Genomic DNA, 25,454 nt, shown 5'->3' on the forward strand with positions numbered 1-25,454 from the left:
TCCTCCATAAATTGCTTGAACGTTTTTTGTGACCCGCTTCGACTGATAGTGAACTATTTGTCGGAGCGGGTTGTTTGATTCAGAATGGAATAAATTTACCAATACGTATTTAAGCAAATGATGGAGATGAAGTACAGATTATGGGCTTGTTTGTTGTTTTTGCCGATGGTCCTTTGGGCGTCCGGGCGTCCGAAAGTGGCTGTCGTACTCAGTGGGGGTGGCGCCAAAGGGACGGCGCATATCGGTGCTCTGAAAGTAATTGAAGAAGCGGGTATCCCTATAGATTATGTGGTGGGTACCAGTATGGGGGCCATTGTGGGAGGTTTGTATTCTATCGGATATACCCCGCAACAATTGGACAGTATGGTGAATGCCCAGAACTGGAAATTCTTACTCTCGGATGCCCCCAATCCTAAGGATGTGTTGTTGGACGACCGGTTGAAGTCGGAGCGCTATGTACTCTCTATTCCGTTTTCTTTGAAATCTGCCGCTGTTTCGGATGCGGGTATCATAAAAGGAAAGAACCTGGCACGTTTGTTCTCCACGTTGACAGAAGGTTACCAGGATTCCGTGGATTTTAGCCGCCTTCCTATTCCGTTTGCCTGCGTGTCGGAAAATCTGGTGAATGGTAGTGAAGTCGTGTTCCATGAGGGAATACTGGCCACTGCCATGCGTTCCAGCATGTCCATTCCCGGTGTGTTTGCCCCGGTAGACCTGGATGAAATGGTGCTGGTGGACGGTGGAATGGTGAATAACTATCCGGTAGATGTGGCGCTTGCCATGGGGGCCGACTACATTATCGGGGTGGATGTGCAGAGTCCGCTGCTTAAGGCTTCCGAGCTGAAATCGGTGAAAGACATCTTCGGACAAATCATTAATCTGCAAGGAGAGAAGAAATATCGTGAGAATCTGCGTAATACCGACGTACTGATAAAGGTGGATGTCTCCGGCTATTCGGCTGCAAGTTTCACTAAAGAGGCCATCGACACTCTGATGGTGCGGGGAGAACGTGCTGCATGGACAGTTGGGACGGACTGCTTGCCCTGAAACAGAAGCTGGGGCTTGCAGACGATTATCAGCCTCGCCGTCCGGGGCCTTTCCACTTGCCCGGCGTGGCTGTTGATAGGGAGATTCCCGTTGATTCCCAGATAGCCGCCCCTGCTGTGCGGGAGAACAAGCTGAATGTCGGTTTTCGCTTTGATACGGAAGAACTGGCGGCGTTGCAGGCAAATACGGACTTCTATTTCGGTCGGCAGCGCGAGTCGTTGGTCAGCCTTACTGCCCGTCTGGGCAAGCGTACACTGGCACGACTCGGATATAGTTACCAGTGGGAGGGTGGATGGCAGGCGGGACTTGCCTATCAGTTCGACTATAAAGATATGAATATTTACAATGAAGGCAAACGGGCGCTGGATTTGACTTTTACACATCAACTGGTCCGTATGGGGGCGGCGAAGGATTGGAACAATATTCAGGTCAGTCTGGGTATTGACTTTGATTACTATCACTATCATGATTTGCTGTCGCTCGACCCGTTAGCTTCGGCACTGTTTGAAAATTCGTCCTTATTCAGTTACTTTGCCGGACTTGTGTTCAACAACTTGAATGAGAGGAGCGCCCCTACAAAAGGCATGTCGTGGGCGGTATCCTACCATCTCTATACGGATAACTTCTTCCAGTATAAGGACAACAATCCTATTTCTGTTTTCGATGCCCGTTGGCAGGGATGTTTCTCTCCCTCGAGTAAGTTCACTGTCACTCCTTCGTTTTATGGACGCGTATTGTCCGGAAGCGGTAATTATCCTTTTGCCATCATTAATATAGTGGGGGGAACCATACCGGGGCGCTATATGCCACAGCAGATACCGTTTACGGGCATCAACCGTGCGGAACTGTCACAAGCCGCACTGCTGGTTGCAGGGATGAACCTCAGACAGCGTATCTTGAAAAACCAGTATATATCAGTGATGGGCAGTTATGGGCGAAACTCCGGGGAGTTTCATCAGATTCTTGACTCTTCCGAATCGGCTGATATGGCAGGGGTAGGCATCGGCTATATGTACAAAAGTTTTCTGGGACCAGTGGAGATACAGTTGAATTGGTCCAACCAGACGAAGAAAGTAGGGTGGTATGCAGGGTTCGGATTCGTATTCTAACGAGGATATATCAAAATATTACATGGATTTTGTTTTCAGACAAAAGAACAGAAGAACAAGAGAAAAATATGTTCTTTTGTTCTTCTGCCTAAAACTTACCCCAATCTGTATGATTCTGCGGTGAGTTATGATACCTTCATTATTTATTCAGCTTCCATTCGCTTCCGTCCTTACCGTCCTTAATCTCGAAACCGAGTGCGGTGAGTTCATTGCGGATTTTGTCGGATGTAGCCCAATCTTTGTTGGCTTTTGCCTTTGAACGCTCTTCCAATAGCATGTCCACTACTTTGCCGAAGGCGGCTTCACGCTCTTCGTTGGAGGCGTTGTCTTCTTGTAATCCTAAGATGTCGAAGCAGAAGAGGTGGAAGGTTTCCTTCAATTTTTTCAGGTCTTCGGCTGTGATGGAATCGTTTCCAGCCAAGATATTGTTTACCATCTTGGCGCCGTCGAAGAGGTGGGCGATGACAATCGGTGAGTTCAAGTCATCATTCATGGCTTCGTAACACTTGGCACGCAGGGATTTCACGTCTATGGTGGAGGTTGCAGCAGGGGTAATCTTGTCCAGTCCATGTACAGCATCCATCAGTCTTGCCAATCCCTTTTCGGCGGCTTGCAGCGCTTCGTTGCTGAAGTCTACCGTACTGCGGTAGTGGGCTTGCAGGGTGAAGAATCGGATGGTCATTGGGCTGTAGGCTTGCTCCAGCATGGGGTGCGTGCCTTTGAAGAGCTCTTCCAATGTGATGAAGTTACCATAAGACTTACCCATTTTCTGTCCGTTCACGGTCAGCATGTTGTTGTGCATCCAATAATGTACCATATCTTCTCCTTGGGAAGCTACGGATTGTGCAATCTCGCATTCGTGATGCGGGAAGATAAGGTCCATACCGCCACCATGAATGTCGAAGTGCTCGCCCAAGTATTTCTTTCCCATGGCTGTACATTCGGCGTGCCAGCCGGGGAAGCCGTCGCTCCACGGGGAAGGCCAACGCATGATGTGTTCCGGTTGCGCACATTTCCAAAGAGCAAAGTCTGCGGGATTGTGCTTCTCGCTCTGTCCGTCCAGTTCGCGGGTGGTGTTGAGAACATCATCCAGGTTGCGTCCGGAGAGCTTGCCGTAGTGATGGTCCTTGTTGTATTTTTCTACATCGAAATAAACGGAACCTTCACTTTCGTAGGCATATCCGTTCTTCAATATCTCCTTAACAAGTTCTATCTGTTCGATGATGTGGCCGCTGGCATGTGGCTCGATACTGGGAGACAGCACATTCAATGCGTCCATCGCCTTATGATAGCGGTTGATGTAGTACTGTGCCACTTCCATTGGTTCCAGTTGTTCCAGACGGGCTTTTTTCGCAATCTTGTCTTCACCTTCGTCGGCATCGTGCTCCAGATGGCCCACGTCGGTAATGTTACGGACATAGCGCACCTTGTAGCCGATGTGCGTCAGGTAGCGGAACAGCAGGTCGAAAGTGATGGCAGGGCGTGCATGTCCCAAGTGCGGGTCACCGTACACGGTCGGTCCGCAGACATACATGCCTACATGCGGTGCATGCAGCGGTACGAACAGCTCCTTTTTTCTATTTAAAGTGTTGTAAATGGTCAGTTGATGTTCCATAACAGTTGAGATTTTGTTCTTTTGAATGCACAAAGTTACAACAAATAATTTATTAATCGGTTCTCTTCGCAGATGCTTTTCCTTTTATTACCGGAGTATTTGTTGCGTTTACTCCTTTTTCCGGATAATAATCTTCGAATTATATTGCTTTGCTGCCTCCTTTCTGAATTCAAGGAATTTGCCATATTCTTCTTTGGGATATCTGCCTCGTTTCATGAATAGTCGGTGAACGATATGTATATTGTTTTCGACGGTCTGCAGAGAGGTACTGAAGGTCCCGAAGGCTGTCTCTTGCCGGGTGGTGGTGGGCAGTGACTCTATTGTATAGCCGTCTGGCAACTGGATTTGTATGGAATCAGTATCTACATATCCATATTCTATCAAAATGTCTTGTGTGCGTTCTGCACTTTCATTGGAAGTATAGAAGCTACGGTGGAAAATATTAGTCGGCAGGAACAGACGCTTTCCGGTCTGGCTGCCGTACTGGTTGCTGCTGATGTTGTAAGAGATATCCATGGAGGGCATCTGCTGTTTCTGTTCATTATAGCGGATATTGTCCACTTCTGCCTGCACAAGGTTGATGCTGGAGCGCAGATAGTCTTTCTGTTTGTTGGGTGGTATGGTGTTCAGCCCCCAATTGTCCTCATACTGGAATAACCGTGAGCGTTGGCATACGTCGATATAAGCTTTGCCGTCAGGTGCCAAAACAATTATTGCTTTGTTCACTTGCGTGCAGAGTGAGTCTGCGTAAGTGGGGAGGCGGTGAAGTATGCCTCCCTCGGGCTTAATCAGAAGTGCATCGTGCCCGGCAATGGAGTGGTGGACATATCCTAACGGCAGTTTTGGATTGGTACATTCCAGCCATAGTGTATCACCGGGTAAAGGTACCTGCAATATAACGTGATTGGCTTGATTGGCACTGGCAAAGTCGGGCAGGAAACGTTCGTTGTCGGTACTGATGACAGTGTAGTAGGAGGGTATTCCGAGGGCTGAAAGCATGGCACGGGTATAGTTGGACAGCCCTTTGCAATCTCCGAACCCCGTACGGTGTACGTCGGCGGCAGGCATCGGTTGAAGCCCTCCGATGCCCAGTTGTATGCTGACATAGCGGGTGGTGGAAGCCAGATAATCATAAATGGTCTGTACCCGCTCGCGGTCGGTTTTGCAGTCTGCGGTCATTTCCTTTAGTTTCTGTATAAATTCCTGCGGCAAATAGTCCCTATCTTTTAGCAGAGTGTATTGCCATATCCCATAGTTCTTCCAACTGTCCATCCTGCCGGAAGTTTTGTCGAAAGTGAATGTTTCGGGGACAAAATATACACGTGGTAACAATTCATTGAGCTTTGGGCTGAACGGTTCTCGGCTGATAGGAGGCAGATTATTTATAAGAACTTGGGTTAGCTGCTTGCCGTCTTCGGTAGGCTGTTGGCTGATGTCTGCCTGGCAGTTTATGGCATGGTAACGACAAGGAACACCGGAGGGCGTCAGCAGGCGGTAAGATGCGCGGATTACCGCCTGATTGTACTCTTGCTGCGGCAGGAAGGTAGGCAAGCCTATCAGTCCGCCCGTATATTTCTCTTCCCATTCATAAGTGATGGTGAAGGGATATTGTGAGGGAGCGTACATGTAGAAATAACGGTAGACATCGCTTGCCAGCTCGGCCGAGTATTCATTGCTTTGCAGATCACTTTTCTTGAGTTTGCGGATAACCTTGCCGTTGCTATCGGTCACTGTACCCGAGAATTTCCGCAGAGAAGAATACTTTTCGTTATAGGCGCTGTGGAAGTTAGCCGCACCCTTCCCTTTTTCATTGAAGACGGTGACTGTTCGCCGTTCTTTGCACACAGCATCTGCAGGTGAGTTGTAAATCACTTCCGTTTCTGCATTTTCCACTATGGAACAAGCATTTGGGTATAAGTTTTTTTGTGCATTGGCCGGGATATATTGTAACGCCAGAAACAAAACCAGACAGACGGTCACAATCTTTATCATGTATCTATTCATTTCTCTCAATTCTTTTTCAGGACCATCATTGCATTGTTTTTTTTAGCTAATTGCTCCCAGAATGTTTTCAGTTCAGAATAACTGTCTGGAGCATATAAGAGTTGGCTTAGGCTAAAAGTATATCTTATGTTAACCTGACGACCTTTTTGCACGATATAGTAGAGGGCAGACATTTTTCCATCCGAAGTGACTATTTTGTTGCTTTCAGGCAGCTCATCAATCACATAGCCTCGGGGATGGTAAGATTAATCCCTATGTTCAGCGATTCAGGATAGGCGAATTCCACCGGTAGTCTCCGTTCTGACTGCTTGAACGGGGATTCTGATATGTGCAGGAAGACGAGAGGGTTGACATAGATATAGGAATCGTTGATTGTAACTTGTTTTTCAAATTCCATGGTTTCTTGTATAGTCGGGGAGAAACTGTGTAACTTTGTGGCTGTGTAGCTTTTAATTTCTATATTTTCGCGGTTGCAGATTCTTTGGATAAAGTCCAGGCTGTCTTTAGACGTACGGAATTCTTTTCGTAAATCGGCAGTGCTTTGCCCGCTATAACTTGTCATGCGTTTTCCGGTCAGTTTTCCATCCGGCGAAATGGTCGCCTGGATAGTGCTGCGCGTGAAGTTTTTGTAGATATTCTGCAGGTTTATCCACTGACTTTGTTGAGGTTTCAGCAAGCGGGCTCGGTTGGTCATCAATAACGGGGGCAATACGTTGATGTATCCGTCACGTACGGATGCATCCAGGTAGACAAGTGTACTGTCAGTATCGGCAATGCCTACGATGAATGTGGATAATTTCTGCAGGCTGGGATGTGAATAGGGTATCATGGGCTGGTCGCGGCGGCTCATGACTATCGGGTATGCATCGATACCTGCATCTTTCAGCATACTGATGAATAGAAAGTTTATGTCGGCGTTGCTGCCCGTACCATCTTTTAAAATCTGTCGGGTGCTTTGTCCGTACAAGGCATATTTTTCGTTCCATATCACCTTGCTTTTCAGCAGGGTATAGATGGCACTGATTTTCTCTGCAATATTATCAATTTGTTCCAGATGCAAAGCAGCCATTTCCTCTTTGAATGGATTACTCATTTTCAGTCGTCCACCGAAGTCTTGGTCATCTGATAGTAGTTGTTCTATTTCTTCCCATGTCTGTGTGAAGTTCTTGTAAAGCATTCCGGGGAAAGCATAGCCTTGCAGTTCCAGGTTGACTTGGGCAGAATAGTTCTCCGGACACCACACATAGGCATCATCTTTGATGGCGGGTAATTGATGGCCTATGAATGTACTGTGTGAAGCGTTACATTGTAATAATTGCGCGTTGATGGTGAAACTTTGGTTTACTCGTCCCTGCTTTGTTTCCAGATGTTCCATACCGTGAGTATCAATGTTGAACTTGAAGTATTCGGGTATGGTGACTTCGAATACAGTGTAGAAGACTGGTATGTCATCTTGTGCCTGCCAGTCGCGGATGTGATAGTACAAGTCTGATAATATTTTGTACTCGTATTCGATGACTGTACCAATCTTGACTTGTGGGATGGAGAACTTTATTTGTTGATAAGAATCGTTCAGCCTTTCTTCGAATACTTCCTCTCTCTTCATCTTGGTGCGTACCATTTTCCCATTTTCCATATTGTAGGCATAGGCACTCAGGCCGGAAATGGTTTCTTTGACTGTCCGGTTGCTTTTCGGCTCGTAAAATGGGATGGTGACATTGGCATATGAGGTACCTTCATCTTTTAATATTTTGATGCGTGTTTTGTAACTGTATGTTATGCTAAAGTTCTCCGATAGCCAGTTGTAGTCTACCAGAGTCTGTTTGTACAAAACAACGGCTACCGCACTGGAATCGGGTACGTAACTGGTCATTGTAAGTTCTTCTGTGGTTGGTTTACCGAATTTCGGATTCGGGATGAGGTTTTCGGAGGCTTGTGCAAAAAGATAGCAATTATAAACAAGCAAAGAAAGGAACAGTACGGCGTTTTTCATATCTATTGTCTATTAGCATATATACAAAGATAATCATTATTTATTTCAGTTGTTTAAATAAAACCGATTAATTTTTGTTTATCAGCTTATTGGCTGTTTTTTATATTTGAGTTGGTTGGCATTGCCAAAACAAGTATCTTTGTTATAGTTTATATAGAGAGATAATGACGCATGGATACAGTGTTGATGGAAGCTGGTAGAAAAGTTATATTGGGCATGAGTGGCGGCACGGATAGTTCCGTGGCCGCCATGAGGTTGCAGGAAGCCGGTTATGAGGTGACTGGCGTGACTTTTCGTTTTTATGAGGCAGGAGATGAGACCGGGTATCTGGAAGATGCACGGGCTCTGGCCCTGAAGCTGGGGATGAAACACATTACCTATGATGCACGCGAGCTTTTCCGTTCGCGTATTATCCGCTATTTTGTGGAAGAGTATCTAAGGGGGCGCACTCCCGTTCCTTGCACGGTATGCAATAATGAGCTGAAGTGGGCGCTGTTGGCTAAAATAGCCGATGAAAAGGGGATTTATTGGATTTCTACCGGACATTATGTGCGTAAAGTCTTGTCCGGAGGAAAGTATTATATAGCTCCTGCCGCAGATAAGGACAAAGACCAGACTTTCTTTCTGTGGGGATTGAAGCAGGACATCCTGCAGCGTATGTTGCTTCCGATGGGGGATATTACGAAAAATGAGGCGCGCTCGTATGCGGCGGAGCGTGGTTTCGGGCAGGTGGCTGCGAAGAAAGACAGTATAGGTGTGTGCTTTTGCCCTTTGGATTACCGTTCCTTTTTGAAGCGTGAGGTTCCTGAAACACTATTACCCGGTAAAGGTAGATTCGTCGATGAAAAGGGAGATTTCTTGGGATGGCATGAGGGCTATCCGTTTTATACCGTAGGGCAACGTAGGGGCTTGGGTATCCATCTGAACAAGGCTGTTTTTGTGAAAGAGACAAGAGTGGAAAGCAATGAAGTCGTTTTAGCTCCGCTCTCTTCCCTCTACAAGCAGGAAATGTGGCTGGGAGAGTGGAACCTGGTGGAGAACAACTGTGTGCTGGGTGCAGACGAGGTTATTGTGAAGATACGCTACCGTAAGCAGGCAAACCACTGCAAGGTAAGCCTTACAGTGGAGGGACTGCTGCATGTCCACCTGATAGAGCCGTTGGAATCTATTGCGCCGGGGCAAGCAGCGGCTTTCTATGATGAAAGCGGGCGGCTGCTGGGCGGTGGAATTATTTTGTGATAAAATCTGCTTTTATATTTTGCTATTCATTCAGCTTCAGCATTTCTTCTATGTATTCCCTTGTATTGCTGAGTCGGGGCACTTTATGTTGTCCGCCGAGTTTCCCCTTGCTATCCAGCCAGTCGTGGAAGAGGTTGGGACGGGCAACGATGATTTCCAGCGGTTGCAGCGCCAGATCATTCTGCCTTTTAGCTTCGTAGTCGGAGTTCACCTCTTTCAGGGTATCGTCCAATACTTTGGCGAACTTCTCCAGGCTGTCCGGCATTTGTGCAAACTCTATCAGCACTGGTGGCGGCATTTGGCGTTCCGGTCCATAAAGACTGGGGCGGCAGAGTAGTCTATGACCTGTGCACCGGTCTCGGCACATGCCCTGGCAAGTCCTCTTTCCGCATTATCCACAATCAGTTCTTCGCCGAACGCGTTGATAAAGTGCTTGGTACGTCCGGTGATGACGAACTTATAGGGATTCTTCGATGTGAACTTCACCGTATCCCCAATCATATATCGCCACAAACCGGCAGAAGTGGAGATTATCATGGCGTAGTTCTTGTTCAGCTCCACCTCCTCGAGGCAGTAGATACGCGGATTCTCCTTGCTACATCTTCCAGCGGGATGAACTCGTAAAAGATACCGTAGTCAATCATCAGCAACATGGCAGGGTCGGCAGGGTCGTTCTGCGTGCCGAAGTAGCCTTCGGAGGCGTTATAAGTCTCTACATAATGCATCTTGCTGCTGCGGATCACGTCTTTGTATTGCTCGCGATAGGGAGTGAAGGCAACGCCGCCGTGGAAGAATACCTCCAGGTTGGGCCATATCTCTTCAAGGCTCTGCTTTCCCGTCTTTTCCAGTATATGTTTGATGAGTACAAGCATCCAGGACGGTACGCCGGAAAGGTTGCTGACGTTTGCATGGATGGTTTCGCGGGCAATAGCCTCCATCTTGGGTTCAAAATGCTCCATCAGGGCTGTCTGCTTGCTGGGCACGCGGACAAAGTTTACCAGTGGGTTGATATTTTCTATGAGGATGGCAGAGAGGTCGCCTACAAGACTGTGGTTGGTGTTCAGGTTGGGAGCGTGGCTGCCTCCAAGGATAAGCCCTTTACCGGAAAAGAAACGACTTTCAGGATTCTGTCCCAGATAGATGGCAACGGCATCCCGGCCTCCCTTGTAATGCGTGTCGTGCAAGGACTCCCGGCTGACGGGCAGGAACTTGCTCTTGTCGTTGGTAGTACCCGATGATTTGGCAAACCAACGTATTTCCGAGGGCCAAAGCAGATTCTGCTCACCGGCACGCAGGCGGGTTACATAAGGCTTTACTTCTTCGTAAGTTTGTATGGGAAGGCGCTTCTTGAAATCTTCATAAGTACGGATAGAGGCATAGTCATGCTTCTTCCCCCATTCCGTGTTTGTGGCTGTCCGGACGAGGCGTTGCAGTACAAGCTGTTGCAATTCACCGGCATGGCTGGTGTATTGTTCGATTTCTTTCAGACGGGGAGCAAAATACACCTTATTCAGAAACTTTGTAATATTCATCGTTCTTTGTGAAATCTTATTTTAAACCGCAAAAATAATCTTATTTATCGGCATCTCTATCTTTTTTCTCTTTTTTTTCTATCTTTACGGACTTATAGAACAATAATCCAAACAAAAATGTCATGAGAATAGGTATTTTGACTTCAGGAGGCGACTGTCCCGGCATCAACGCTACCATTCGCGGTGTATGCAAAACAGCTATCAACCATTATGGAATGGAAGTAATTGGCATTCACAGCGGTTTTCAGGGGCTGCTGACCAAGGATGTGGAGTCGTTTACTGAAAAATCCTTATCCGGTTTGCTAAACTTGGGCGGTACGATGCTCGGTACTTCACGCGAGAAGCCCTTTAAGAAGAACGGCGTGATGTCCGGTGTGGACAAACCGGCACTGATAGCGCGGAATATCGAAGAGATGGGACTTGATTGTGTGGTCTGCATCGGTGGGAACGGTACGCAGAAGACGGCCGCCAAACTCTCTGCTATGGGGCTGAATATTGTGTCTGTACCTAAAACCATAGACAATGATATTTGGGGAACCGATTTTTCCTTCGGATTCGATTCTGCCGTCAGCATTGCTACGGATGCCATCGACCGGCTGCACAGCACGGCCAGCTCGCACAAACGGGTGATGGTGATTGAGGTGATGGGGCACAAGGCAGGTTGGATAGCCTTATACTCCGGTATGGCAGGCGGTGGTGACGTGATTCTGATTCCGGAGATTCCTTACGACATCCATAGAATAGGTGATACCATTCTGAACAGATTGAAAAAAGGTAAGCCTTACTCTATCGTGGTCGTTGCCGAGGGCATACAGACCGACGGACGGAAGCGTGCAGCCGAGTATATCGCTCAGGAGATAGAGTATGAGACGGGTATTGAGACCCGTGAGACTGTGTTGGGTTATATTCAGCGTGGCGGCTCACCTACACCTTTTGACCGTAACCTTTCCACACGTATGGGCGGACATGCCACGGAACTGATTGCCAACGGGCTGTTCGGCGGATGATTACCTTAAAGGGGAATGAAATAGCTTCTGCACCGCTGGAGGAGATTGCGGGCAAGTTGAAACTGGTGACGGAAGACAATGACTTAGTTGTCCAGGGACGCAGGATGGGAATCTGTTTCGGCTAATTTTTCTTGTGAGGATTCTTCAACAGCTTCTGCCATGGGATTTTCTTCCGTGGCGGTTTCTGTTGCATGGTTTCGCTCCTTGGCTGTCTGGACTTCCTCCTTGAAAGCTTCATCTCCTTTGAGTTTTTTCAGTGCCATCCGGGCTGCATTCTGTTGCGACTCCTTCTTGGAATAACCGGTGCCGGTGCCTGCCGATATCCCTTCGATGCGGACTTCGGTGTGGAACATCGGGTTGTACTCTTCGTCGAGAAATTGCTCGATAAGCTCGAAAGACACCTCCATCTTGTTCTTCTGGCTCCATTCGATGAGTTTTGACTTGAAGTTGACCTCTTTGCGAGACATCTTGTCGAGGTCGATATAGTTTTGGAAAATCTTCTCTTCCATGAACTGCTTGCAGCGGTCGTAGCCCTGGTCCAGATAAATGGCGCCGATGAAGGCTTCGAATGCATTGCCGTACATGTAGCTGTTGTGGGATGAGGAGCGGGTGGAGTATTTCACCAGTTTGTCCAGTCCGATTTCCACGGCCAGTTTGTTGAGCGTTTCCCGCTGTACAATTTTGGAACGGGTATTGGTAAGGAAACCTTCGCGGCGTCCTTCGAAATGGCGGTAAACAATGTCTCCTACAATGGCGTCGAGGATGGCGTCGCCCAAGAATTCAAGCCGTTCGTTGTTGATGGGACGCCCTTTTTCGGAACGCAGTGAAGTGGATTTATGCAGCAAAGCCTGCTGATAAACCTTGATGTCACGTGGAAAGAAGCCGAGAATTCTGTAAAAACAAAAATAAGACTCTCTATCCTTGCGGAATAAGAGCCTTATTTTATCTATTTGGTTACGTAACACGACCTTATTATTCTGCGTATTTCTTGAAAATGACACACGCATTATGACCACCGAATCCAAAAGTATTGGACAAAGCTACGTTCACTTCGCGCTTTTGTGCTTTGTTGAACGTGAAGTTCAGGTCATAGTCGATGTTTTCGTCGTTATCACCCTCTTCGTGGTTGATGGTCGGAGGAACAATGCCATTCTTGATGGCGAGGATGCTTGCAATGGATTCTACCGCACCGGCAGCGCCCAGCAGGTGACCGGTCATGGATTTTGTCGAACTGATGTTCAACTCATACGCATGCTGTCCGAATACCTCTTTGATTGCTTTTGCTTCCGAAATATCACCTACGGGAGTAGATGTACCGTGAACATTGATATAATCTACTTCTTCGGGCTTCATTTCTGCATCTTCCAGCGCATTCAGCATCACTAACTTGGCTCCCAAACCTTCGGGGTGAGAGGCTGTCAGGTGATGAGCGTCGGCAGACATTCCTACACCGGCAACTTCCGCATAGATTTGGGCACCGCGTGCCTTGGCGTGTTCCAGTTCCTCAAGAACGAGACAACCGCCACCTTCACCCATGATGAATCCGTCACGGCTTGCGCTGAACGGACGGGATGCAGTTTCGGGAGAATCATTGCGGGTTGACAATGCATGCATGGCATTGAAACCGCCTACACCGCAAGCGGCGATGGCAGCTTCCGAACCACCGGTTACGATAGCATTGGCCTTACCCAGGCGGATGAGGTTGAATGCATCGGCAATGGCATTTGTGGAAGTGGCACATGCAGAACAAGTTGCGTAGTTGGGACCATGGAAACCGTACATGATGGAAATCTGTCCGGCAGCAATGTCCGAAATCATCTTGGGGATGAAGAACGGATTGAACTTGGGACCCATTTCTTTACCGTTCAAGGCATAGTTGCCTGCTTCTTCTTCGAATGTACGGATGCCACCGATACCGGCGCCGAAGATGACACCGATTCTGTTTAAATCCTCATTTTCGACGTCAAGCCCAGAATCACCTACCGCTTCTTTGGCTACTGCAATGGCATATTGGGTGTACAAGTCCATCTTGCGAGCCTCTTTGCGATCCATATATTTGGTAGCATCGAAGCCTTTTACTTCGCATGCAAACTGAGTCTTGAAAAGCGATGCATCGAAATGAGTAATAGGTCCTGCTCCACTAACCCCATTCACAAGATTTTCCCAAAATTCGGGAACACTGTTGCCAATGGGAGTAATGGCGCCGAGACCTGTTACTACAACTCTTTTTAATTCCATGTTATAAACGAATGGATAAGATTACTTAGCGTGTTCTTCGATGTAAGATACAGCATCACCTACAGTACCAATCTTTTCAGCCTGGTCGTCGGGGATAGAGATACCGAATTCTTTTTCGAATTCCATGATAAGTTCTACAGTGTCAAGAGAATCAGCTCCCAGGTCGTTAGTGAAGCTAGCTTCATTAGTAACTTCTGATTCTTCTACGCCCAATTTATCGACGATAATCGCTTTCACTCTTGATGCAATTTCAGACATAACTTTAAGTTTTTAATTAATAATTAGTTTTATTTCTTTAATTTTGCGGTGCAAAGGAATGAATATTTATCGTTCCTCGCAAATATTTGATGAATTAAATGCACATTTTTGCACATTTTTCACGGTTTTGTGCAGTGATTGGAGGGGTTATGGGAAAAAATATCGCAGTTTTAGCATCGGGAAGTGGTACGAATGCCGAGAATATTATCCGCTATTTCCGGGAAAAAGGTTCGGCACGTGTGGCTCTGGTTTTGACTAACCGGCAGAATGCGTTCGTTTTAGAGCGTGCCAAGGGGCTGGGAGTGCCTTGTGCTGGTTTGCCAAGAGCGATTGGGAAAGTGGAGAGCTTGTTTTGTCGACGCTTCGCGAGTATGATATTGATTTTGTGGTATTGGCAGGATTCCTGGCACGTGTGCCGGACAATATTCTGCATGCTTATCCCAGCAAAATGATAAATATACATCCTTCGTTGCTGCCTAAGTTTGGTGGAAAGGGAATGTACGGCGACCGTGTGCATGAGGCAGTGATTGCTTCCGGCGAAAAGGAAAGCGGTATTACCATCCATTATACGAACGAGCATTATGACGAAGGCGGCATTATCTGCCAGCAGAAATGCCCCGTACTTCCGGGCGATACGCCGGAGGAGCTGGCGCAACGCATCCACCGGCTGGAGTATGAGTGGTACCCGCGGGTGATAGAGTCATTGGTGACCGCTTTGTAACATAAAGGTATAAGCTTCTTTTTCTCTTCTTAACGGATAGTCTCCCCGCAATTTTTCAAATTGTTCGGGATGTGTTTTCAGTGCTTCGCTGTCCCTTCTCGGGTCATACATTTGCAGATATGCTTCTGCCAGGCTGCCGGCGGTAATAGTCGGTCGGGTGGGGAAGCGATGCGGTAGTCGGCTTTGATGTGAAAGAAACGGCAAAGGGCATCCAGGGACATACGGGTGGCATTGGCTTTTCCGTCGGCTGAATAACCGGCTATATGGGGAGTTCCAAGGAACACTCTATTTAATAAGGTAAAATTGATATCAGGCTCGTTCTCCCATACATCAATGATGGCATCGGAAATCAGTCCGTCTTCTAAGGCATTCAGGAGTGCATTGGTTTCAATCACTTCTCCACGTGAGGTATTGATAATGACGGGACAGCGTTTTAATGACCGGAAGAAAGTATGGTCTGCCAAATGGAATGTTTTGTATGGCCCTTCCTTGTATAAAGGTACGTGGAAGGTGAGGATATTACATTCTGCTGCGAGTGTTTGCAAGGAACTGAAATCGCCCTCTCCTTCCTTGTCTTGGCGGGGCAGGTCATTCTTCAGGACACGCATGCCCAGTTCTTGCCCTACTTGGGCTATTTTGCTACCCACATTGCCTACGCCGATGATGCCTAATGTCAATTCGGACAGTTGTACTCCTTTGAGCTGTTGCAATAACAGTAAGGCTGATTGCACGTATTGGGCTACGGATGCTGAATTGCATCCGGGGGCATTGGTCCAAGCGATGCCTGCTTCACGGCAATATTCCGTATCTATATGGTCGAAGCCTATGGTGGCGGTGGCAATGAAGCGGACTTTACTGCCTTCCAGCAATTCCTTGTTGCAGCGGGTACGGGTACGTATAATCAGTGCATCGGCATCTTTCACCAGTTCCGGGGTGAAATCCTTGCCGGAGACGTAAACCACGCTGTCGGCTATCTTTTCGATGGCCTCCCTGATGAAGGGTATTTTGTTGTCAACGATAACTTTCATGATGTTTTTCCATTGTTTTAATGCTTGCAAAATTAGGAATAAAACGAATGATTGAAGATATATTGAAAAATAAAGTATATCTTTGTTTGGTAATAAATACAAAAAGGTCATGCGTATTGTTTTGTTTTGTGAAAATAAGTATGCTGTTGATATACTGAATCCTATTCAGTTGGAAGCGGTGCAGGAAGGCGGGAATACTGTACTATGGTATGTGCATAGGAAAAAAATACCGGAGTTCCCTTTAAAGGATGATGTTCGGTGGACAAACAGTATGCAAGAAGTCTATGATTTTCAGCCGGATGCTATCTTTGTCCCGGGCAATATAGTCCCTTATTATCTACCGGGAGTGAAAGTGCAGATATTTCATGGCTATGCAGCCGAAAAGAAAGACCATTGGATTATTCGCCGTTATTTTGATGCTTATTTTACACAAGGACCTTATTTCACCAAAGAGTTTACCCGGTTGTCAAAGAAATATAGAGATTTTGAGGTGTTGGAGACCGGTTGGACACGACAGGATTGGATAAAAACGCATTTGCACGATTTTGATGAAGAAAGAAAGAAACTGTTGCAAGAAAGCGGAAAACAAAAAATTGTGCTGTATGCACCAACCTTCTCACCTTCGTTGACCTCATTGCCTCATATAAAAAAATCATTGATGGAGTTGGCTTGTCGGAGGGATGTCTTGTTGCTGTTGAAATTCCATCCCCTGACGCGCAAGGATTGGGTGCTTGAATATAAGAAGCTGGCAGGGGAACTGGATAATATTATTTGGATAGACGATTTCAGTGTTACGAAATATATGCTGATGGCCGACGTGATGATTAGCGATACTTCGTCTACCGTTTATGAGTTTTTGCTACTGAACAAGCCTGTCATCACCTTGCGTACTATTGCGAAAGATATCTATTGGAAAAACATAACAAACCCCGCCTCTTTGTGTGATGCCTATGATGAAGTGCTGTGCGATGAAACAGTGACGGCCCTGCGGCAGTGGGTTGTAGACAATTACGACCCTTATCTCGATGGTCGGGTGGCCCATCGGATGCTTGAAGGTGTGCGTGATTACATTCGTCGTCATGGAGTTCCTTCTTGCCGTTCCTTGAATCTGTGGCGGAAATATACTAGTATTAAAACCTTTGGCATGGTGAAACGCCGATAGCTTTTATTCTTGCCGGGAGTTCTTTTTATGCGTTTTGATATATCTTTCGTAAGGGGTTTTTAAATCCAGATATCTGAAGTTGACGGGAGGGTGTTGTTTGGGTATTTCCATGTAGTTCCCATAGCAATGGGCCAGATAGGCTTCCGGTTGTTGTACTCCGTTGAATATTTTTCCTTCAAAAGAAATCGGGGAGGGCGTTCCGTATACTTCTTTCGGAAGTATTCCTCTGCTCCGTTTATTGTCATGGTCAGCAATCAAAGGGGAAGTCTCGTAGTCATACTCTTTCTGGATGCGGTCCAAGGTCTTATGTAGCCATGCCGATGAAAAGAGTTTGTGGTATAGCTGTATATATATGGAACGTATGCCTTTCCCATGTTTGTATGGGTTCACTAAATTGTAGTACATTATCTTCTCGATAATCCTGTATTTGCAATAATGGATGTATTGTTTGATGGGATTTGCAGTCATGCCATCCAAAGGGAAGACATCTATGGGCACTCCGCCTATGTAGTCGAAACTTCTGCGCAGAATATATGTAGTCCTTTTGTCTTGGATGCGTGCAAACTGATACGGGTAATGCGCCTCTTTGTCCCCGCTTACCAGTTCGTATTCGGATGGGAGCCATTCGTTGGCATGAGCGATGAGTTTTTCGTAATCTTTTCGGGGGAGCGCGATGTCTGCGTCGTCATCCCAGGGGATAAATCCTTTGTGGCGTACGGCTCCCAACATAGTCCCTGCTATCAGATAATAGCGCAGGCCATGCTTTTGGCACACCGTATTGACGGCTGTCAATACATCTAGCAGCACAAGCTGGAGTTCACGCGTATTTTCTTCATTTAAGGTTCCCATTTTTCCCTATATATAACATTCGTTTTACAAAAATATGGAATTATTATGATATAATCCTTTCTTCTAAAGCAAATTCTTGTATTTATTGTATCTTTGCTCCATGTTTATCTATTGGTTGATATTTTAAAAGAATCATTGTCATGAAGTCTTATGTTTTTCCGGGAGATATTGAAGAGGATATCCGGTTGATAGCCGCGCAACCTATCCCCTATATGCGTACCGCTGATTTTTCCAGGTTGGTAAAGGAGTCGGAAGATATGCTGTTGTCGCTTATCCATTGTCAGGGTGGAAGGGTTATACCTTATACCGCATCAGGGACGGGGGCAATGGATGCGGTTGTGGCAAACTACGTCCCTCTGCACGGGAAGGCTTTCATTGTGGCAGGCGGCTCTTTCGGCTATCGTTGGAAAGGGCTTTGCGAATATTACGGATGTCCCAAAGAGGTTTTTGAGGTTCCTTTTGCCGAAGATATGGATTATGAAGCCTTGGATAAAGCTGTGTCAGAATCGTTGCCCGGAGTGCTTTTGTGCCAGCATCACGAAACGTCTACCGGCCAATGCTTTGATTTGCAGAAAATATCAGCTGTCTGTCAGCGTTATGGAGTCAGTCTGGTGGTAGATGCCATCAGTTCCTTTCTTGCCGACCCTTTGGACATGGATGCCTTGGGAATCGACATTTGCATTACGAGCAGCCAGAAGGGGTTGAATATCTCGCCGGGACTTTCTTTCCTGGTTCTGTCGGAACGCCTGAAAAGCATGTCGTTTGCCTCTAAAGGATATTACTTCGACTTTGCCGAGAACCTTAAGAATCTGGAAAGGGGGCAGACGCCTTATAGTCCTGCGACTACGCTTTTCATGCAGTTGCACGAACGTTTGAAGCGGGATGTAGCGCTGGGTGTTGACAAGATAATCTCTACTGTTCGCCAGAGGGCTTTGTACTTCAGGGGCTTGTGTGCCCAGAATGGTTGGGAGGTTCCGGCAGAGGTTCCCTCCAACTGCATTACCGGCTTCTTTGTTCATCGCAATGGAGACAAGCTGTTTACCGAACTGATGAAGAAAGGCATTTACATCATGCCCGGTGGTACGCCCCATTATTTCAGAGTTTCTCATTTGGGGTTGCAGACATTTCAGGAACTGGATGAGCTTGCAGCCTGTATCAAAGAGATAGAAAGTGCTTAATACTTAACAGAAGAATACATATTATGGAAAATGCAAAAATAAGGGTCTTTACTTCCGGTAGTTTTGACTTGTTCCACATCGGGCATCTGAATATCCTGGAAAAGTCGGCGGCATTGGGAGACGAACTTATAGTAGGCGTCAGTACGGATGAACTTATAGAAAAGTACAAGGGCATGAAGCCCATCATCCCTTTCGAACAACGTTTCCGCATCGTCAGTTCCATTAAATGCGTGACAAAAGTGGTGAAGCAGGTGAAGTTGACCGAAATTGCCCAGTTGCAACGGGAGCAGATAGATATTGTGACTATTGGTGATGACTGGAAAGGCAAGTACCTGGAAGGGCTGGAATGGATGAAGTCGCAACCGGGCAAGCAAGTCGTTTACTTCCCTTATACTCCGGGCGTCAGCACCACTACCATTAAACGGAAAATCATTGATTTTACCACTCAAATCGTGGATGCCGCCATGCAGCGCGAAGCGGAACTTGATTATAATTGGGCGGAAGACGAAAGAAAAGAGAATCCTACTTTTTCTTGAAATGCCCGAAAAACGCTTTGCGCCGTCGCCATTGCTTGTCGTGCTTCACCTTGGCGGCAATGGCTTCGCAGGCGAAAGGCTCGACCTCCCATCCGCGGCACCGCGCATATTGGCGTACCACGTACTCATAAACGTCCATACGTCCCGTGAAGCGGGTCAGGTTTTGTATGCACTGTTTGCGCGAGGGCGACTGGCCTGCCGGTGCAAAGCTCATCCGGTTGATGTCGATGAGGGTGAACGCATAGGAGTTGCCGCTCTTCCGGTAGAGCACATTGGTCGAGTTTAGGTCGTGGTGCAGAATGCCTTTCAGGTGCAGCGTGGCGGCAAAGGATGCAAAGTCGTCTGCAAGCATCCTGTCAAAATCTTCGGGCACGTTCAGACGCTCGTTTATAGGGGGCGAATCGTCTCGTTCGGTTACATAATATCCGTATTTGTACAGACCATTCTTCCATTGTTCCCGATAGGCTATGTTGCAGGGAGTGGAGACTCCCCTTTGGTGTAGTTCCATTGCGTTGCGGAAAGCCCGTTCGGCTTTGCTTTTGCGGAAGAAACTGTATATGATTCGCTGTGGCCAACGGAGTGAGTGGAACTTTTTCACGACAACAAGCGTTCTGTCGTCCAGACTGAAGCTTTTTATGACGTTGCGTGCCGAGTACACGATGTGCCCTTCTTCCTCAAACCGTTGGGGAAGCTGCTCTACGAAATTTGCTACGGACGGATTGTCCTTGTATCGGGGATTCAGTTTCATCATGGCTTTTCTGAAATTAGGATGGATTGTCCTGAACAGCATTCTTTCAGCTTCTGCTTCCATTTGAACAGGTTGCGTTCGATGGAGTAGTGATAGAAGTTGTGCCAGTTCTGCATGGAGTGGCAAGGCTCTATTGTCACTTCCTTCTTGGGCAGACAAGGATTCAAGGTGTCGCACAAGGCGGCTGTATAGTTAAACATGTTGTACTCTTCGAGCACACGCTCTTTGCACTCCTTCAGCACGGGCGCGGCGTTTCTGTATCTGTCTTCACGGATGCAGCGGTCTATCAGGTTCACTGTCCCTTCAAAGTTGTGTATGTCGATAGGCTGGAAAGATTCCTTGGGGAAATAGTCGTCCAGGTTGGTGCATCCGTAATAGAATGGAAACGTTTCGCAGAGGAAGCAGTCGGATATTTTTTCGGTCCAGTAATATCTCTGTGAGGAGTTCTCGATGGAAATGTGGTATTTGTAGGGGGCTAACACATCCCATTTGTCATCGAAGTCGCGGTAACCCCTTCCGAACACGTCAAGCCGGTCTCCATAATATGCTTTGAGCTTTTCTACGAACTTGATGCGGTCTATGTGGCCCTGCGTGAAGTTCTTGTTGCTGGTGATTACGGAAATCAGCTTGTCTTTTTGCGGAGTGGCGGCACTTTTCAGTCCGTCGTAGTCCTTGGAGTAGATGCAGCCGTTTGCCGTTTCCCTGAAGCCCACATGCCAGGGCAGTATGGCGGGGCCCAACCGCAAGTCGGGGTGCCTGGTCTTTTCCTGGCACGAGCACACTACGCCGAACTGTTTGATGTAATTCTGCGGATAAACCAATACGGAGCGCGGTTCCGTGGTGAGCAATATGGTGTTTTCGGGAGCCACGAGGCATGTTTGCGGGTGGCGGATGCCTTTTCCCTGTATCACCCAGAAGTCGGGGTCTTCAATCTCTTCGCCAATATAAAATCGATACCTGCCGTCAGAGGAAACGCAGTTGTGTCCGGCTGTCTGGCGGGGCATGATTGTTCCTAAACCTTCCCGATAGGGCGTGAATTTGACTTTATACATTATTGCTTTGTTTAAGATAATACCGGTTCTGTGCCATTTTTCTGCCGCAATGGCTCAAAGAGGCGCAAAGATAGGAACATAAGTTGACTATACAAAATGTGCCGTGCTAAATGTGTGCTGTACTGCTGTGCTTTACGCCTGTCCGGGCGCATCGACTATAGGCCGTATGCGCTGCATTATCATTTCGGGAGTAATCCGGGTGAGGCAGGCGTAATCCTTTCTGCGGCAAGGCTTGTTCCCGAAGATGGAGCAAGGCCGGCAGGGAAGGTCGGTCTGTATGGCGTTGTCGATGCTTTGTCCCCATCCCATGAATCCGGCGTATGGATGCGTGGCACCCCATACCGACACGACAGGTGTGCCGGCGAGCGAGGCAAGGTGCATGTTGGCCGAGTCCATAGATACCATGACATCCAGGTGCTCATCAAGGCAAGTTCTCCCTTTAGTTTCAGCTTTCCGGCTACGGACAGTACGTTGTCGGGGCTGTTTGCCGCCCATTGTTCCAATAGTTCATTTTCGGCTTTCCCGCCTCCGAAGAGGAAAATCCTCCAGTCGCTGTTTGCCGACAACTCGTGTATGAGGCGCAAGGTGGTTGCCTGGGGCAGCTTTTTGCCGTTGTGGGCTGCAAAGGGGGCGATGCCTATCCAATGTTTGCCGTCGGGGATGCCCGTCACCTGGCTGAAAAGGGCGCAGTCCGCTTTTCCCTTTTCAAATATGGAGCGGAATGCCGTCTGTACCGGATAGCCCAGTTTGCCGAATACTTCTTCGTAACGGTCGAAGGAAGAGGGGAGCTGCTTCAGTGCTTTGCGCCGAGGTTCTGTCAGGGCACGTTTTTCCTTGCGTCCTTTGTCTATGTGTGCCACCTTTGCACCGGTCCATCTGAAGAGTGTCCGCAGAATCTTGGTGCGGAGCACATCGTGCAGGTCTGCTATGGCATCGTAGTTCCCCTCTCTTTTCAGCTCCCGGAACAGCCGGTACAGTCCTGCCGCACCTTTGTACCGACTTAAGTCCACCCCCTTGAAGTGGAGGTTTGGGGGTGATTCCTCAAACAGAGGCAGCACAAAGGGGCGGCTCAACATCGTGATGCTGACATCGGGATATTGCCTGGCCAGTGAAACAAGCACCGGCACGGTCATTGCCACATCGCCCAGGGCGGAGAACCTGATAACAAGCAGCCTCATTTCTTTCCGTAGAGTACAGGATTCAGGCTGGGGTCGTTGTACATCTTCATCTGCTTGTATACTTTCATGTACTTGCGTCCGGATTCTATGTCGGCTATTAATTGTTCGATGGCAGTAGATAAATCCGTCTGCTGCTCAAGCAGGATGTTCAGTTTGGACAGGCACTGGTCGTGGTGTTCGGGTGTGGTATCGGTGCGTTCCACTTCCTGGCGCATGTGGTATATCTTCAGTGCCAGGATAGACAGGCGGTCTATGGCCCATGCGGGGCTTTCCGTATTGATTGTGGCATCGGGCTTCACTTGTATATCTTTGTATTTATCAAGAAAATAGCTGTCTATCAGTTCTACCAAATCCGTACGGTCCTGGTTGGACTTGTCTATTCTTCTTTTGATGTTCAAGGCTTCCTCCGGCTCGATGTTCGGGTCGCGGATGATGTCTTCCAAATGCCATTGGACGGTGTCAATCCAGTTTTTCAGATAGAGATAATATTCAATACTTTTCAGGGGATAGGAATTCCGGATGGGGGTGTCTACGTCATTCGTCTTGTGATAGTCGAGAATGGACTCGGTAAAGATACGATTGCCAAGCGTGGTAAAACTCATAGCTGTAAGGATTAAATGTTATTATTTTACAAAGCTATGCAAAGTTTCTTAGATATGCAATTATTAGTTTCCTTTTTGCATGGCTTCGGTCACGGTTCTTTAAAAGAGTCCGCGTTTTCTGCACGACAGGATGATAAGGTTGCATACACTTTCTTTTAGGCACGGATTTCGCGGAAAGGGAAAAGGGAAATCTGCGTTTTCCGCGTAATTCCGTGCTTAAGAAATATCATAATGCAAGCAGGTGCAAGCTTCTCGGACAGTCTGGGGAAGGGGTTAGTTTCCGGAGGTGTGCGAGTCCGGGCAGGGGGTCATTTCGGTGATTCCTTTATTTGTACCGTTGTCATATCCAACGATGTACTGCGTGGCGCTCTTCGTGCCGTCGGCTTCATACAAGGTGCCGCCTGCGGTGCAGCAACTGTAGATGGCTTTATTTTTGGCTATATCTCCTGTAAGGAGACCGCCGATCTTCCAGAAATTACTCGTTGCTGTCGTTTTGTGTATATTCCCGCTGTTTTTGCATAGGTGCATGTCTCCCTCCAAGCTCCCGCAGATTCCTCCCATGACGAATCCGAAGCCTGCTGCCTGCTTCACGTCACCGCTGTTGGTGCAATTCGTGATGTCGGTGCGACAGAGGCCTATAATGCCGCCGATGTAGGAACTCTGTTCGGCAGGACTTACTCCGGTGACGTCACCGCTGTTGGTGCATCCGGTAATGAAGGCGGTGGAGGATGACGGTATGCTAGCTGCTCCTGCAATGCCACCGGTGTAGCTCGTGCCATTTTGTACACACTCCGTGCCCTTTACGTTTCCGCTGTTGGCGCAGTCGGAAACGCTTCCATTATATAGAAAGCCTACGATGCCGCCGATGTAATTCTCTCGATAGTCAGTTGCATTGTATTTCCCTCCATCAATGCTCCCGCTGTTGGTGCAGTCGGTTATCGAGCCGCCTTCGCAGTAACCCGCTATGCTGCCTACAAATCTGCTGCTGCTGTTTTCGCTGTATGTCACGTCAGCCTCCATGTGCAGGTTCTTCACTGTTCCATAGCTGATGTATCCGAAGAATCCGAAATTGTTTGGCGGGTTGTTGGCGTCTGCCTTCAGCTGTCCGCGGATGGTTTTGTCGTTGCCGTTGAAGTTGCCTTTGAAATAGTGGTCGGTGTTTCCTATCGGTGCCCATGTCGTTGTATTTATGGTGAGGTCGGCATTGAGCTTGAAGTATTTGCTTGATTGGTTGTTGGTGTTCACCATGTCGATGAACTTCTTCAAGTCCGCTGCGTTGTTGATGAGGTAGGGGTCTGATTCGCTTGTTCCGCTTCCCGATAGGCTGGCAGATGCTTTTGTGTCCTCTGTCAGTGCCATGGCAGGAGGCATCTCGCCGCCACCCATATCTATTGTTTCATCAAATCCGTCCACCGTGACGCTTCCGTCTATCCCCATTGTGTTCTGCCCCAAGTTCAGGGCCAGTGTGTATTTCTTGTTTCCTGCAAAGGTGATGGCGCTGTTGTGTGTGTAGGTATAGCTCGTGCCGGCGATGGTTGCTGTCACTACAAAGCTGTTGCTCGCTACTTTTTGCGGTATCACGATGCACTCGTACACAGCCTCTGCTTTGGCATTCAGGTTGGTGGTGCTGGCTGCGGTGTAGCTTTCGTTCCGTGCCGTGATGTCTGTTGCCGGGTTATTTGCGGTGATTTCCGTCAGCGGCGTGGCATCTGCCGGCTTGAAAGTTGCCTTCAGCTTGGTGCCGCCCACGGTGAGGGCAGTGATGGGGTTGGTCGCCTCGCCGCCTCCCTGCGCCGTACCGATGTTTACGGTAATGTTCAGCTTGGCAAAGGCATGCTTCATGTTCACCACCACTTTGCCGTCGTTGCTGATTTGTCCCTCGGTGGGATGGCTTGGGTCTATCACCGTGGCAGGCATGTAGAGCAGGTCGCTGGCCTTTACGTTCTCGTCGCTGATGCTGCCGTCTGTACTGGTGCTGCTGCTTTGGTTGGCGAGTACGCTTACCTCTTTGCCGCTGTCATAGGCATCTTTCGTCCATGCCTCCCAGCCGCTTGCCGTCTTCTGTGCCACGGCGCTCACTTGTGCATTCGCCGTCTTCCAAGCTATTTCCGAGGTCTCGGCAGTCCAATTGCCGTCCTCTCCCTTGGTCATCTTCGTGAAGTAGTCATAATCCGTGGTGGTTCCCCCTTCGTCCGTCACCCGGAAGTAGAATTCCGTCAGGTCATCGGTCTCCATTTCCGCACGGGTCTCCGCTTCCATCACTTGTGTGGTCACCCGGATGGGTGTCCCTTCCAGTGAGCCGTTGTTTGCGGTCGGCTCGTCCTGGTTGTTGCAGGCTGCCAGCATGATGCCTGCCAA

16 protein-coding genes and 6 pseudogenes are annotated in these 25,454 nt (G+C 48.0%); 7 read left to right on the forward strand and 15 right to left on the reverse strand.

The annotated features are described in order from the left end of the window. The first annotated feature begins 126 nt into the window (after positions 1–126). A pseudogene (locus JCM16496_RS01445) lies at positions 127–2,156 on the forward strand (patatin-like phospholipase family protein). A gap of 139 nt (positions 2,157–2,295) precedes the next feature. On the opposite strand, the gene cysS reads toward JCM16496_RS01445, so the two are convergent. The 4 genes from cysS to JCM16496_RS01460 form a co-directional block, all read right to left on the reverse strand. Then, positions 2,296–3,771 (reverse strand): cysteine--tRNA ligase, encoded by a 1,476-nt coding sequence (gene cysS / locus JCM16496_RS01450; RefSeq protein ID WP_025831796.1) that lies wholly within the window; start codon positions 3,769–3,771, stop codon positions 2,296–2,298. 108 nt (positions 3,772–3,879) lie between these two features. Beyond that, complete coding sequence (locus JCM16496_RS01455) at positions 3,880–5,775, reverse strand: DUF3858 domain-containing protein (RefSeq protein WP_128809385.1); 1,896 nt, start codon at positions 5,773–5,775, stop codon at positions 3,880–3,882. A 5-nt stretch (positions 5,776–5,780) separates the two neighbouring features. Beyond that, positions 5,781–5,999, reverse strand: a complete 219-nt coding sequence (locus JCM16496_RS25375; RefSeq protein ID WP_500778588.1) for a DUF3858 domain-containing protein — start codon at positions 5,997–5,999, stop codon at positions 5,781–5,783. Continuing rightward, positions 5,996–7,768, reverse strand: a complete 1,773-nt coding sequence (locus JCM16496_RS01460; RefSeq protein WP_244440188.1) for a DUF3857 domain-containing protein — start codon at positions 7,766–7,768, stop codon at positions 5,996–5,998. The genes JCM16496_RS25375 and JCM16496_RS01460 overlap by 4 nt, the downstream gene beginning before the upstream one ends. A 171-nt stretch (positions 7,769–7,939) precedes the next feature. On the opposite strand from JCM16496_RS01460, the gene mnmA reads away from it, so the two are divergent. Further along, on the forward strand, positions 7,940–9,007 hold the full coding sequence (gene mnmA, locus JCM16496_RS01465; RefSeq protein ID WP_439644502.1) for a tRNA 2-thiouridine(34) synthase MnmA: 1,068 nt from the start codon (positions 7,940–7,942) through the stop codon (positions 9,005–9,007). 22 nt (positions 9,008–9,029) lie between these two features. Here the strand turns inward: mnmA and JCM16496_RS01470 are convergent. Continuing rightward, positions 9,030–10,539: pseudogene (locus JCM16496_RS01470) on the reverse strand (GH3 auxin-responsive promoter family protein). 122 nt (positions 10,540–10,661) lie between these two features. Between JCM16496_RS01470 and JCM16496_RS01480 the strand changes: the two are divergent. Then, a pseudogene (locus JCM16496_RS01480) lies at positions 10,662–11,671 on the forward strand (ATP-dependent 6-phosphofructokinase). Here JCM16496_RS01480 and rnc read toward each other — a convergent pair. The 3 genes from rnc to JCM16496_RS01495 are packed head-to-tail and all read right to left on the reverse strand — an operon-like array spanning position 11,630 to position 14,042. After that, positions 11,630–12,511: a ribonuclease III gene (gene rnc / locus JCM16496_RS01485; protein ID WP_025831802.1), complete on the reverse strand. Its 882-nt coding sequence runs from the start codon at positions 12,509–12,511 to the stop codon at positions 11,630–11,632. The pseudogene JCM16496_RS01480 and the gene rnc overlap by 42 nt on opposite strands. Before the next feature lie 7 nt (positions 12,512–12,518). Then, complete coding sequence (fabF, locus tag JCM16496_RS01490) at positions 12,519–13,784, reverse strand: beta-ketoacyl-ACP synthase II (RefSeq protein WP_025831804.1); 1,266 nt, start codon at positions 13,782–13,784, stop codon at positions 12,519–12,521. 21 nt (positions 13,785–13,805) lie between these two features. Then, positions 13,806–14,042, reverse strand: coding sequence for an acyl carrier protein (locus tag JCM16496_RS01495; RefSeq protein WP_004291965.1), 237 nt, complete (start codon positions 14,040–14,042; stop codon positions 13,806–13,808). Between the two features lie 98 nt (positions 14,043–14,140). On the opposite strand from JCM16496_RS01495, the pseudogene purN reads away from it, so the two are divergent. Next, positions 14,141–14,763, forward strand: a pseudogene (purN, locus tag JCM16496_RS01500) (phosphoribosylglycinamide formyltransferase). Here purN and pdxB read toward each other — a convergent pair. Beyond that, a pseudogene (gene pdxB / locus JCM16496_RS01505) lies at positions 14,743–15,791 on the reverse strand (4-phosphoerythronate dehydrogenase PdxB). The pseudogenes purN and pdxB sit on opposite strands and share 21 nt — an antisense overlap. A gap of 109 nt (positions 15,792–15,900) precedes the next feature. On the opposite strand from pdxB, the gene JCM16496_RS01510 reads away from it, so the two are divergent. Beyond that, positions 15,901–16,953, forward strand: a complete 1,053-nt coding sequence (locus JCM16496_RS01510) for a CDP-glycerol glycerophosphotransferase family protein (RefSeq protein WP_025831824.1) — start codon at positions 15,901–15,903, stop codon at positions 16,951–16,953. A 3-nt stretch (positions 16,954–16,956) separates the two neighbouring features. Here the strand turns inward: JCM16496_RS01510 and JCM16496_RS01515 are convergent, their stop codons facing one another. Then, positions 16,957–17,802, reverse strand: coding sequence for a LicD family protein (locus tag JCM16496_RS01515; protein WP_025831826.1), 846 nt, complete (start codon positions 17,800–17,802; stop codon positions 16,957–16,959). Between the two features lie 140 nt (positions 17,803–17,942). Here JCM16496_RS01515 and JCM16496_RS01520 point away from each other — a divergent pair, with 140 nt between their 5' ends. After that, positions 17,943–18,980, forward strand: a complete 1,038-nt coding sequence (locus JCM16496_RS01520; protein WP_025831828.1) for a pyridoxal-phosphate-dependent aminotransferase family protein — start codon at positions 17,943–17,945, stop codon at positions 18,978–18,980. A gap of 23 nt (positions 18,981–19,003) precedes the next feature. Next, entirely contained in the window at positions 19,004–19,516 is a 513-nt protein-coding gene (locus JCM16496_RS01525) for an FAD synthase family protein (RefSeq protein ID WP_025831830.1), read from the forward strand. Here JCM16496_RS01525 and JCM16496_RS01530 read toward each other — a convergent pair. The 5 genes and pseudogenes from JCM16496_RS01530 to JCM16496_RS01550 all read right to left on the reverse strand — a co-directional run. Then, positions 19,503–20,267 carry a lipopolysaccharide kinase InaA family protein gene (locus JCM16496_RS01530; RefSeq protein ID WP_025831832.1) on the reverse strand — a complete coding sequence of 255 codons (765 nt, stop codon included), beginning with the start codon at positions 20,265–20,267 and terminating at the stop codon, positions 19,503–19,505. The two genes, JCM16496_RS01525 and JCM16496_RS01530, sit on opposite strands and share 14 nt — an antisense overlap. Next, entirely contained in the window at positions 20,264–21,316 is a 1,053-nt protein-coding gene (locus tag JCM16496_RS01535) for a glycosyltransferase family 10 domain-containing protein (protein ID WP_025831834.1), read from the reverse strand. The genes JCM16496_RS01530 and JCM16496_RS01535 overlap by 4 nt, the downstream gene beginning before the upstream one ends. 132 nt (positions 21,317–21,448) lie before the next feature. After that, positions 21,449–22,494, reverse strand: a pseudogene (locus JCM16496_RS01540) (glycosyltransferase family 9 protein). Then, positions 22,491–23,096 (reverse strand): DUF4254 domain-containing protein, encoded by a 606-nt coding sequence (locus JCM16496_RS01545; RefSeq protein ID WP_025831836.1) that lies wholly within the window; start codon positions 23,094–23,096, stop codon positions 22,491–22,493. The pseudogene JCM16496_RS01540 and the gene JCM16496_RS01545 overlap by 4 nt, the downstream one beginning before the upstream one ends. 273 nt (positions 23,097–23,369) lie before the next feature. Continuing rightward, on the reverse strand, positions 23,370–25,454 hold a 2,085-nt coding region (locus tag JCM16496_RS01550), incomplete at its 5' end, for a fimbrillin family protein (RefSeq protein ID WP_145973812.1).

Source organism: Bacteroides rodentium JCM 16496 (assembly GCF_000614125.1).
In the GTDB taxonomy this organism is placed as follows: domain Bacteria; phylum Bacteroidota; class Bacteroidia; order Bacteroidales; family Bacteroidaceae; genus Bacteroides; species Bacteroides rodentium.